At 70.8% G+C, this 10660-nt stretch carries 10 protein-coding genes and 1 pseudogene; 4 read left to right on the forward strand and 7 right to left on the reverse strand.

Annotation, left to right across the window (positions count from 1 at the left end):
- From BST38_RS05435 to thiO, 6 genes and pseudogenes are all read right to left on the reverse strand, one after another.
- Positions 1-756, reverse strand: coding sequence for an ABC transporter permease (locus BST38_RS05435; protein ID WP_181791992.1), 756 nt, complete (start codon positions 754-756; stop codon positions 1-3).
- Positions 756-1679 (reverse strand): ABC transporter ATP-binding protein, encoded by a 924-nt coding sequence (locus BST38_RS05440; RefSeq protein ID WP_083142237.1) that lies wholly within the window; start codon positions 1677-1679, stop codon positions 756-758. Before BST38_RS05440 ends, BST38_RS05435 begins: the two co-directional genes overlap by 1 nt.
- Positions 1676-2438 (reverse strand): annotated as a pseudogene (locus BST38_RS05445) (SGNH/GDSL hydrolase family protein). The gene BST38_RS05440 and the pseudogene BST38_RS05445 overlap by 4 nt, the downstream one beginning before the upstream one ends.
- The gene (locus BST38_RS05450; protein ID WP_110781656.1) at positions 2438-3202 is read right to left on the reverse strand and encodes a thiazole synthase; all 765 of its coding nucleotides are present in this window, start codon (positions 3200-3202) and stop codon (positions 2438-2440) included. The pseudogene BST38_RS05445 and the gene BST38_RS05450 overlap by 1 nt, the downstream one beginning before the upstream one ends.
- Position 3203: 1 nt before the next feature.
- Positions 3204-3401: a sulfur carrier protein ThiS gene (thiS, locus tag BST38_RS05455; protein WP_083142239.1), complete on the reverse strand. Its 198-nt coding sequence runs from the start codon at positions 3399-3401 to the stop codon at positions 3204-3206.
- Positions 3398-4402 (reverse strand): glycine oxidase ThiO, encoded by a 1005-nt coding sequence (thiO, locus tag BST38_RS05460; protein ID WP_083142438.1) that lies wholly within the window; start codon positions 4400-4402, stop codon positions 3398-3400. Before thiO ends, thiS begins: the two co-directional genes overlap by 4 nt.
- A 137-nt stretch (positions 4403-4539) precedes the next feature.
- On the opposite strand from thiO, the gene thiE reads away from it, so the two are divergent.
- Positions 4540-5205, forward strand: a complete 666-nt coding sequence (gene thiE, locus BST38_RS05465; protein WP_083142240.1) for a thiamine phosphate synthase — start codon at positions 4540-4542, stop codon at positions 5203-5205.
- Here the strand turns inward: thiE and BST38_RS05470 are convergent.
- A complete protein-coding gene (locus BST38_RS05470; protein ID WP_083142241.1) occupies positions 5189-5680 on the reverse strand; it encodes an NUDIX hydrolase in 492 nt (163 codons plus the stop codon). The two genes, thiE and BST38_RS05470, sit on opposite strands and share 17 nt — an antisense overlap.
- A 140-nt stretch (positions 5681-5820) precedes the next feature.
- Between BST38_RS05470 and glnX the strand changes: the two genes are divergently transcribed.
- The 3 genes from glnX to BST38_RS05485 are packed head-to-tail and all read left to right on the forward strand — an operon-like array spanning position 5821 to position 10417.
- Positions 5821-7140 (forward strand): protein kinase G-activating protein GlnX, encoded by a 1320-nt coding sequence (gene glnX / locus BST38_RS05475; RefSeq protein WP_083142242.1) that lies wholly within the window; start codon positions 5821-5823, stop codon positions 7138-7140.
- 2 nt (positions 7141-7142) lie between these two features.
- Positions 7143-8123, forward strand: a complete 981-nt coding sequence (locus BST38_RS05480; RefSeq protein WP_110781516.1) for a glutamate ABC transporter substrate-binding protein — start codon at positions 7143-7145, stop codon at positions 8121-8123.
- A complete protein-coding gene (locus BST38_RS05485) occupies positions 8120-10417 on the forward strand; it encodes a serine/threonine-protein kinase PknG (RefSeq protein WP_110781518.1) in 2298 nt (765 codons plus the stop codon). Before BST38_RS05480 ends, BST38_RS05485 begins: the two co-directional genes overlap by 4 nt.
- Positions 10418-10660: the final 243 nt, after the last annotated feature.

The raw sequence follows: 10660 nt of genomic DNA on the forward strand, positions 1-10660 counted from the left end.
CTAGGCGTCGCGGCGGTTCACCGTCAGCAGTGCCACGACAAACACCGCACCGACCACGGCGGCGAAGTAGCCGAGCGAACCGGTGGCGCCCCAGCGCATCGGATAGTCCGGGAACAGCCACTGCACGTCGAGGAACCTGAACATGTTCGCGAACGGCAGGTACGGGCCGATGTCCCAGCTGCGGCCCGGCAGGTTCCCCAGCAGCGGCTCGAGCAGCAGCGGCCACAGCAGCAGCGCGGTGACCGCACCCGCGGTGTGGCGCACCAGCACCGCGACCCCGACGCCGAGCACGGCGGTCAGCGCCGCATAGATCGCGATCGACACCGAGAAGCCCGCCGCGGCGGACACCGTGAGGCCTGCCGCGGCACGCGGTGCGGCGACCAGCCGGGCGACCAGAACAGCGCCGAACACCATCACCACCGCGACCACCACCGAGAAGACCGCGGCGGCAACCGCTTTGGCACAGACCACGACGGTTCGGCGCGGGGTGGCCAGGAACGTGGTCGCGATCAGACCGCTGCGGTACTCCCCCGTCACCGTCATCGCCGCGACCACCATCAGCACCGGCACCCCGAACACCGCGACCCCCATCGCCGCCCGCTGCACCGGCATCGGCGCGTACCCGGAGGACACGGAGGCCTGCAGCGCCGCAAGCGCCAGGGCCAGGACGGCCGCGGCGACGGCCGCCCACAGCGGGGACCGCAGGGTGGTCAGCTTGATGCGTTCGGCGTTCAGCGCCGCGCCTGCCGCGCGCATCACCGGGTCATCCCGCGGTACTCGGTGGTTCCCCGGTAATCGGTGGCAGAGTCCGTCAGCGCGAGATACGCCTGCTCCAGGGTGGCCTGCTGCGGGCTCAGCTCGTGCAGCGGGATCGCGTGCCGCGCCGCCAGTTCACCGACCGCCTCGATCGCGCCCCCGGACACCAGCAGCGCGTCACCGTCGCGCCCGACGGTCCAGCCGGCCGCGGTGAGCGCGCCGGCCAGCTCGTCGCGGCGCGGGCTGCGCACCCGGACAGCGGCACCGTGACCGACGAAGTCCGCGACGGTGGTGTCCGCGATCAGCCGGCCCTTGCCGATCACCACCAGATGGTCGGCGGTATCGGCCATCTCGGAGAGCAGATGGCTCGACACCAGCACCGTGCGGCCTTCCCCGGCCAGTGTGCGCAGCAACGTGCGCACCCAGCGGATGCCTTCGGGGTCGAGGCCGTTGACCGGCTCGTCGAACAGCAGCACCGGCGGATCGCCGATCAGCGCGGCCGCGATGCCGAGGCGTTGGCTCATGCCGAGTGACAGCGTGCCCGCCCGCGCACCGGCCACCCCGGCCAATCCGACCGTGCCGAGGACCTCGTCGACGCGCTGCGCCGGGATCCGGTTGCTCGCGGCGACCCAGCGCAGGTGGTTGCGGACCGTCCGGTTCGGGTGGACCGCACGCGCGTCCAGCAGCGCACCGACCGTGCGCAGCGGATCGGTGAGCTGCCGGTAGGTCTTGCCGTCGATGGTCGCCGCACCCGAGGTGGGCCGGTCCAGGCCGAGGATCAACCGCATCGTGGTGGTCTTGCCCGCACCGTTGGGGCCCAGGAACCCGGTCACCACGCCGGGTTCGATCGTGCACGTCAACCCGTCGACGGCGGGGGCACCGCGACCGCGGAACACCTTCGTGAGCCCGTCGAGGCGGATCACCGCGACACCTCCTCGATCACGAGGTCGGCGACCGCGCGCATACCGGCGGCGTTCGGGTGCAGCGGTGCCGGGCGGCCGGGGACCGGCAACCCGAACCGGGTGGTCCATGGCCGCGGGGACCAGGCGTGGTGGTCGCGGCTGGCCTGCGCGGCGCACACCAGACCGCACCCGGTGATCCGCGCCGCGTCGGCGGTGAGCTGCTCCAACGTGGCGGCGACGTGCCGGGCCAGCGTCAGGTCGGCCGCGCCGAGCGGCGGCGCGGCACCGGAAGCCGGAAGCAGCGTCAGGTAGTCGACGAACAGCACCGTGGCCCGCGGGGCACGGTGCCGGATCTGGTGCCCGACCTCGACCAGCGCGGCGCCGGCCTCGGCCACCGCCACATACCGGGGGGGACGGGTCGAGAAGGTCGCGCAGCCGGCCGCCGAGCAGCGGCACCGCGCGCAGCGGCCGGGGCAGGCACGCGGCGAACAGCATTGGGACGTACCCGGCGTCGTTGCCGCCGATGGTGACCGTCACCAGCGATTCGGTGCCGTCCAGCGCGTCGATCTGTGGGGGTGCGCCGCGCTGGGATTCGGTCAGCACGTGCGCGGTCGTCGCCCCCGAAAAGGTGACGTCGACCAGGTCGAGGTCGAGCGCCGCGGCGACGAGGTGCGCGTAGTTGCGCGCCGAGCGTCCCGCGGCCCGCGGCGAACCCGCCGCCCGCGGCCGGATTCCCGGCCCGGCCGCCATCGAGCTGCCCAGCGCGACATAGCGTTTCATCACAGCGCCGGGCTGGAGGCCTGCGCCCAGAACCTCTTCGGGATCCGCCCGGCGTGGCGGGCCAGGTATCCGGCCCGCACCGCGGCGGCCATCGCCGCGGCCATCGCGGGCGGGTCGGCCGCGCGGGTGACCGCCGAGGCCAGCAGCACCGCGTCGCAGCCGAGTTCCATCGCCAACGCGGCGTCACTGGCGGTTCCGATGCCCGCGTCCAGGATCACCGGCACCCCGGCCTGTTCGACGATCATCTCGATATTGTGCGGGTTCGCGATCCCCAGCCCGGTGCCGATCGGCGATCCGAGCGGCATCACCGCCACGCAACCGACCGCCTCCAGCCGGCGCGCCAGCACCGGGTCGTCGGTGGTGTAGGGCAGCACGCAGAACCCGTCGTCGACCAGTTGCTCGGCGGCCCTGACCAATTCGACCGCATCGGGCAGCAGGGTGCGCTCGTCGGCGATCACCTCGAGCTTGACCCAGTCGGTCTGCAGCGCTTCGCGGGCCAGCTGCGCGGTCATCACCGCCTCGGCCGCGCCGCGGCATCCGGCGGTGTTGGGCAGCGGGGTGATGCCGAGGCGGGTCAGCAGATCCAGCACCCCGGTGCCGCCGTCGGCGTCGACGCGCCGCATCGCGACCGTGGTCAGTTCGGTCTGCGACGCGATCAGCGCGGCTTCGAGCACCGCGAGGTTGGCGGCCCCGCCGGTGCCGAGGATCAGCCGCGAGGTGAACTCGCGGCCGGCGATGCTCAGCTTCGCCGGCTGGGAGTTCAGCTCAGCCACCCTGCACCGCCGTCACCACGGCGATCTTCGCGCCGTCGGTCAGCACGGTGTCCCACTCGGTGCGCGGCAACACCGACCAGTCCACCGCGACGGCGATGCCCTTCTCCGGGATCCCCAGGTGTTCCAGCAGTCCGGTGACGGTGGTGCCGTCCCCGACTTCGACGTCCTCGTCGTTGACGGTGAGCCTCATGTGACGCTCGCTCCTTCCAGCTCGGCGGCGATCGTTTCGGCGGTCCACGGCGCCAGCAGGAAACCCGACCTGCCGTGCCCGGCGGCGACCAGGGTGCGTTCGTCGAGCCTGCCCACGATCGGCAGGTTGTCCGGTGTCATCGGGCGCAGACCCGCTGCCGCCTCGGCGAATTCGTACTCCCCCAGCGCGGGGATCACCGCGCACGCGTCGTCGAGGAGGTCGCGCACACCGCTGACGGTGGGGGTGGTGTCCCGGCCGTGTTCGTACTGGGTGGCGCCGACGACCACCCCGTCGGCGCGGGGCACGACGTAGACCTGCCTGCCGCGGACCCGGGCCCGGATCACCCGCCGCGGCGGCGCCAGACATCCACGGCGCCAGCGCAATCGGAGCACCTCTCCCTTGACCGGCCGAACCGGCAGGCCCGGCCACAGCGCCGGCGCGTCGACGCCGTTGGCGATCAGCACCGTGTCGGAGTCGGCGACCTCGGTCAGGGTCTGCACCGGGTCCGCCCACCGCACGCCGAGCCGTTCGCACGCCGCGGTGAGCGCGGCCACCACCGCGCGGTTGTCGACCGCCAGCTCGGTCTCGGCGATGAATCCGTGCCGGATCCCCTGCGCGAGAAGGGGTTCGACATCACGGGCGGATACCGTCGGGGTGACCGGATGGCCCTGCGCGGTCAGCCACGCACCGACCGTCTTGAGATCGGCGGCGTCGGCGTGGTCGACGGCGACCACCAGCGACTGGCGGGCGGTGACCACGTCGGGCGGCAGCTCGCCGAGGAACCGGTCGTGCCACAGCCGCAATGACTCCAGCCCGATCGCCAGCAGCCGCTCCTCGCCGGGCCAGCCCTCGCTGTGCGGGGCCAGCATCCCGCCGGCCACCCACGAGGCCCCCGGCTGCAAGGTGCGGTGCACGCGCACAGCCCAGCCGTCGGTGGCGGCGCGGTGGGCCACCGTGAGCCCGATGACGCCGCCGCCGATGACGGCCAGTGAGCGGGGCATCTCGCGTCCTCCCTTCGCCGGCATGACCCGGATCAGGTGTGACGGTAAGGGCCGGCGGGCCCACTCTCAGTCCCCGTGCCCGGGACTCCCGTGTGGTCGTCCGCCAGCCTACGTCGCCTCCCCGCTACGGTTCGACTGTGTCCGAAACCGCGCGGCTGCGAAGTGCCCGCCTCTATCTGTGCACCGACGCCCGCCGGGAGCGCGGCGACCTGGCCGAGTTCGTCGACGCCGCGCTCGCCGGTGGCGTCGACATCGTCCAGTTGCGCGACAAAGGGTCCGCCGGCGAGGAACGGTTCGGCCCCTTGGAGGCGCGCGACGAGCTCGCCGCGCTGGAGATCCTGACCGACGCGGCGCGCAGGCACGGGGCGCAGGTCGCGGTGAACGACCGCGCCGACGTCGCGGTGGCGGCCGGCTCGGACATCCTGCACCTCGGCCAGGACGACCTGCCGCTGCCGACCGCCCGGGACATCGTCGGGCGGCGGCTGATCGGGCGCTCGACCCACGATGCCGACCAGGCCCGCGCGGCGGTGGCGGAGGACGTGGACTACTTCTGTGTGGGGCCGTGCTGGCCGACCCCGACGAAACCGGGCCGCGCCGCGCCGGGGCTGGATCTGGTGCGCGCCGCCGCGGCACTGGGCACAGACAAACCGTGGTTCGCGATCGGCGGCATCGACGCCGCCCGGCTGCCCGAGGTGCTGGAGGCCGGCGCGCGCAGGGTCGTGGTGGTGCGTGCGATCACCGCCGCCGACGACCCCAGGGCGGCGGCCGAAGAGCTCGTCGGGATCCTCAGTTCTGCCGTTTGACCAGCAGCGGTATCGATGCGGTGACCTCACGCAACCGGGTCCAGCTCGCCGCGAACCCGGGATGCAGCGGCAGCTCCGCGACCTCGTCCTCGGCGACCCAGCGCAACTCGGCGCTCTCCCGGTTGGGAACGGTCTCGAGCTGCTCGTCGACGTCGGCGATCACGGTCGTATAGGTCCACCCGGAGTTCTCGGCGGTGACGACCGTGGTCCGGACGGTGAGCCGCTCCGGTGACAGCCCGGCTTCCTCGTGCGCCTCGCGCACGGCCGCTTCCTCGGGGGTCTCGTGGCTGTCGCGGGCACCGCCGGGAAGTCCCCAGGTGCCGCCCTGATGACTCCACGGGGCCCGGTGCTGCAGCAGGACGGCGGCCGTTCCGTCGGCGCCGGGCGCGCGCAGCAGCAAGCCGGCCGCGCCGTGTCGTCCCCAGAACGCGGCGCCCGAGTCCGACACCACCCAGCCGTCACCGTCACCGCGCACGGCGTCCAGCTTAGGTAACGGTTCGTGAATTCGGAGCACCTGAATCCGCACGCGTCGCAACCAGAGCTCTTAGAATTCTTTTATATAGTTCTTGAACCGACCGCCGTAGAGATCGAGACCAGGATGAGGTCCGCGCAGACGTGACTGTGGAGTTGGCGCACCCGTCGACCGAACCCCTCGCGTCGCGGTCCCCGACCGGGTCGTCGCATCCGCGGTGGTGGTTTCTGTGGACCACGCCGGGCCGGATCCTGACCATCGGCCTGGTGCTCGCCGCGCTGGTGATCGCCAGCGCGTTCGCGACCTCGACCGCCATCAACGACCGCCAGCAGGCGCTGACGACGGTGCTCAACCACACCGAGCCACTCGCGTTCGCCGCGGGCCAGTTGTACACCACGCTGTCGGTCGCCGACGCCGCCGCGGCCACCGCGTTCATCGCGGGGTCGGAGCCACGCCCGGTCCGGCAGCGCTACGAGCAGGCCATCACCGATGCGTCGGTCGCGGTGACGCGCGCCTCGAGCGGGTTGACCGAGGAGCAGCTGGTGCAGCTGCTCGGGCGCATCAACGCCCGGCTGGCCGTCTACACCGGGCTGGTGGAGACGGCCAGGACCAACAACCGGGCGGGCAACCCGGTCGGTTCGTCGTACCTGTCCGAGGCATCGGCGATGATGCAGCAGCAGATCCTGCCCGACGCGCAGCGGCTCTACGAGGAGACCTCGGCCCGGGTGGACGCCGAGACCACGGCGTCGACGCGGATCCCGATCCCGGTGATCCTGGTGGTCACCGCAACTTTGCTGTTCGGCGTGTTCGCCAACCGCTGGCTGGCCAAGCGGACGCGGCGCCGGGTCAACGTCGGTTTCGTCGCCGGCGGGCTGGCGGTGCTGATCATGCTGATCTGGGTCGGCACCGCGCTGATCATCTCGACCACCGACAGCCGCAGCGCCAAGGAGACCGCCGCCGAGTCCCTCAAGACCGTGACCTCGCTGGCGATCACCGCGCAGCAGGCCCGCGCCGACGAGACCCTGTCGCTGATCCGCCGCGGCGACGAGGACATCCGCAAGCAGTCCTACTACCAGCGCATCGACGATATGAAGGAACAATTGGCGCGCTTCGTCGCACGCGACGACTCGATCGACAAGACCGATCTGGTCGACGCCGCGCAGCTGTTGGACCGCTGGCGCGCCGCCGACGACCGGATCACCGCCTACATCGCGGTCGGCAACTATCAGGCGGCGACGCGGGTGGCCCTCGGTACGGGTGAGGACGACGCGACGCCGGCGTTCAACAAGCTCGACGAGGCGCTGACGAAGGGTATCGACCAGAGCCGCTCGCAGCTGCGCAGCGACATCGTCAACGCGCGGCGCGTGCTGTCGGGCGCGACGGTCGGCGCCGCGCTGCTGTCGGTGGTGGCGGCGGTGGCGGTGGCGCTGGGGATCTGGCCACGACTGAACGAGTACAGATGAGCATGAAGCCAGGCAGGTCTCGGGCGCGCGCGGCTGTTGCGCTGGTTGCGGCGGTCACGCTGCTGAGTGGCTGCGGGCAGGCACTTCCGACGGTGGCGACGCCGACGGTGACGCTGGCGCCGCCGACGCCCGCCGGCATGGAGGAGCTGCCGCCCGAGTCGGCCCGGCCGCGCACCCCGGCCGACGACGACTGCGATCCGCTGGCGAGCCTGCGGCCGTTCGACACCAAGGAGGAAGCCGACGCCGCGGTCGCCAACATCAAGGCCCGCGGCCGGCTGATCGTCGGCTTGGACATCGGCAGCAACCTGTTCAGCTTCCGTGATCCGATCACCGGCGAGATCACCGGTTTCGACGTCGACATCGCCGGTGAGATCGCCCGCGACATCTTCGGCACGCCGTCTCAGGTGGAGTACCGCATCCTGTCGTCGGCCGACCGCATCGCCGCGTTGCAGAACAACGAGGTGGACGTCGTGGTCAAGACCATGACGATCACCTGCGAGCGCAAGAAGCTGGTGAACTTCTCGACCGCGTACCTGATGGCCAACCAGCGCATCCTGGCGCCGCGGGACTCGAACATCCGTCAGTCGTCGGATCTTTCCGGCAAGCGGGTGTGCGTCGCGAAGGGCACCACCTCGCTGGAGCGCATCCAGCAGATCACCCCGCCGCCGATCATCGTCGGCGTGGTAACCTGGGCCGACTGCCTGGTCGCACTGCAACAGCATCAGGTCGACGCCGTCAGCACCGACGACTCGATCCTCGCCGGGCTGGTGTCGCAGGATCCGTATCTGCACATCGTCGGACCGTCGATGAACCAGGAGCCGTACGGCATCGGGGTCAACCTGGAGAACACCGGGCTGGTGCGATTCGTCAACGGCACCCTGCAACGGATTCGTCGCGACGGCACGTGGTACACGTTGTACCGCAAGTGGTTGACCGTCCTGGGCCCTGCGCCCGCACCGCCGGTGGCGAGGTACATCGATTGATCGCCGAACCTGACGACGTCGACATCACCCGGCCCGAGGATGACGGGCCGGGGACCCAGCCTGCCAGCCTCGCCGATCTCGACGACGACTCGATGGCCACGATCCGCCCGATGGCCACCCAGGCGGTGTTCCGGCCGCATTTCGACGACGATGACGACGACCTCGACGTCGTGCACACGGGCGACACCGAACCGCAGGACACCACGACGACGGTGACCCGTCAGCTGTCCCCGACCCGCAGGCTCGGCGGTGGCCTGGTCGAGATCCCGCGGGTACCCGCGCGAGATCCGTTGGCCGCGTTGATGACCGACCCGGTGGTCGCGGAGTCGAAGCGGTTCTGCTGGAACTGCGGACGGCCGGTGGGCAGGTCGACCGATGACGGCCGGGCATTGTCGGAGGGCTGGTGCCCGCACTGCGGTAGCGCGTATTCGTTTCTGCCGCAGCTCAATCCGGGCGACATCGTGGCCGACCAGTACGAGATCAAGGGCTGCATCGCCCACGGCGGACTGGGCTGGGTGTACCTGGCGTTCGACAAGAACGTCAACGACCGGCCCGTCGTGCTCAAGGGCCTGGTGCACTCCGGAGACGCCGAGGCGCAGCGGATCGCGATGGCCGAGCGGCAGTTCCTCGCCGAGGTGACCCATCCCGGGATCGTGAAGATCTACAACTTCGTCGAGCACGAGGACAAGCACGGCAATCCCGTCGGCTACATCGTGATGGAGTACGTCGGGGGCACCTCGCTCAAGCAGGCCACCCTGCTCAAACACAGCGCCCAGCTGCGGCTGCCGGTCGCCGAGGCCATCGGCTTCATGCTCGAGATCCTGCCCGCGCTGGGCTACCTGCACTCGATCGGGCTGGTGTACAACGACCTCAAACCCGAGAACATCATGGTCACCGAGGACCAGCTGAAGATCATCGACCTCGGTGCGGTGTCGCGGATCAACTCCTTCGGATACCTCTACGGGACGCCGGGATACCAGGCGCCCGAGATCGTCCGGACCGGGCCGACGGTGGCCAGCGACATCTACACCGTCGGCCGCACGCTGGCGGCGCTGACGATGCGGCTGCCGACCAAGCGCGGCCGCTACGCCGACGGGCTGCCCGAGGACAACCCGGTACTCCAGGAGTACGACTCGTTCGCCAGGTTGTTGCGGCGCGCGATCGACCCGGATCCGCGGCGGCGCTTCCAGTCCGCCGAGGAGATGTCGAGCCAGCTGATGGGCGTGCTGCGCGAGGTCGTCGCCAGCGACACCGGGATCCCCCGGCCCGGTCTGTCGACCACGTTCAGCCCGTCGCGGTCGACGTTCGGCGTGGATCTGCTGGTCGCGCACACCGACGTCTACCTCGACGGCCAGGTGCACTCGGAGAAGCTCACCGCCCAGGAGATCGTCCGGGCGCTGCAGGTTCCGCTGGTGGATCCGACCGACGTCGGGGCCACGGTGCTGTCGGCGACGCTGTTGAGTCAGCCTGTGCAGACGCTGGATTCGTTGCGGGCGGCCCGGCACGGCGCTCTGGACTCCGACGGAGTGGACCTCAGCGCATCGGTCGAGTTGCCGCTGATGGAGGTCCGCGCGCTGCTCGACCTCGGCGATGTCGCCAAGGCCAGGCGCAAGCTCGACGACCTCGCCGAGCGGGTCGGCTGGCAGTGGCGACTAGTCTGGTTCCGGGCCGTCTCGGAGTTGCTCACCGCCGACTACGACTCGGCCACCGAACATTTCACCGAGGTCCTCGACATCCTGCCCGGTGAGCTGGCGCCGAAACTGGCGCTGGGGGCAACCGCGGAACTCGCGGGCACCCAGGACGGCAACCAGTTCTACAAGACGGTGTGGGACACCGACCACGGGGTGATCTCCGCCGGATTCGGTTGGGCCAGAGCCCAATCGGCCGAAGGCGACCGTGACGGCGCGGTCCGCACCCTCGACGAGGTCCCGGCCACCTCACGGCATTTCACGACGGCGCGGCTGACGAGCGCGGTGACGTTGCTGTCCGGGCGGTCCACCAGCGAGATCACCGAACAGCACATCCGCGATGCCGCCAGGCGCGTCGAGGCGCTGCCCGACACCGAGCCGAGGGTGCTGCAGATCCGCGCGCTGGTGCTGGGCACCGCGATGGACTGGCTCGCCGACAACACCGCCAGCACCAACCACATCCTCGGGTTCCCGTTCACCGAGCACGGACTGCAGCTCGGCGTCGAGGCGGCGCTGCGCAGCCTCGCCAGGGTCGCGCCGACCCAGGCGCACCGGTACGCCCTGGTCGACCTGGCCAACAGCGTGCGCCCGATGTCGACCTTCTGACCGCCGACCGCGCAGCAACGACGGAATCCGTTGCTGCCCGCCGGCAACCCTGCGTACCGCCGCGGCGACCCCCGGCAATCGGCACCCGTTCCACCTGAAAACAGCAGGTGAGAGTACATGGATGGAATTCGTTTCGACATATGGTCACGGCACGGATTCCGTAGTAATGTGGCTCCACCACCTACGGTGACGTCATCGGCGCAGCTTTGAGAAAACTAGGGCCGATCCCCTTGACCTCACCCG

It is taken from the genome of Mycolicibacterium parafortuitum (genome assembly GCF_002086815.1).
Taxonomy (GTDB): Bacteria; Actinomycetota; Actinomycetes; order Mycobacteriales; family Mycobacteriaceae; genus Mycobacterium; species Mycobacterium parafortuitum.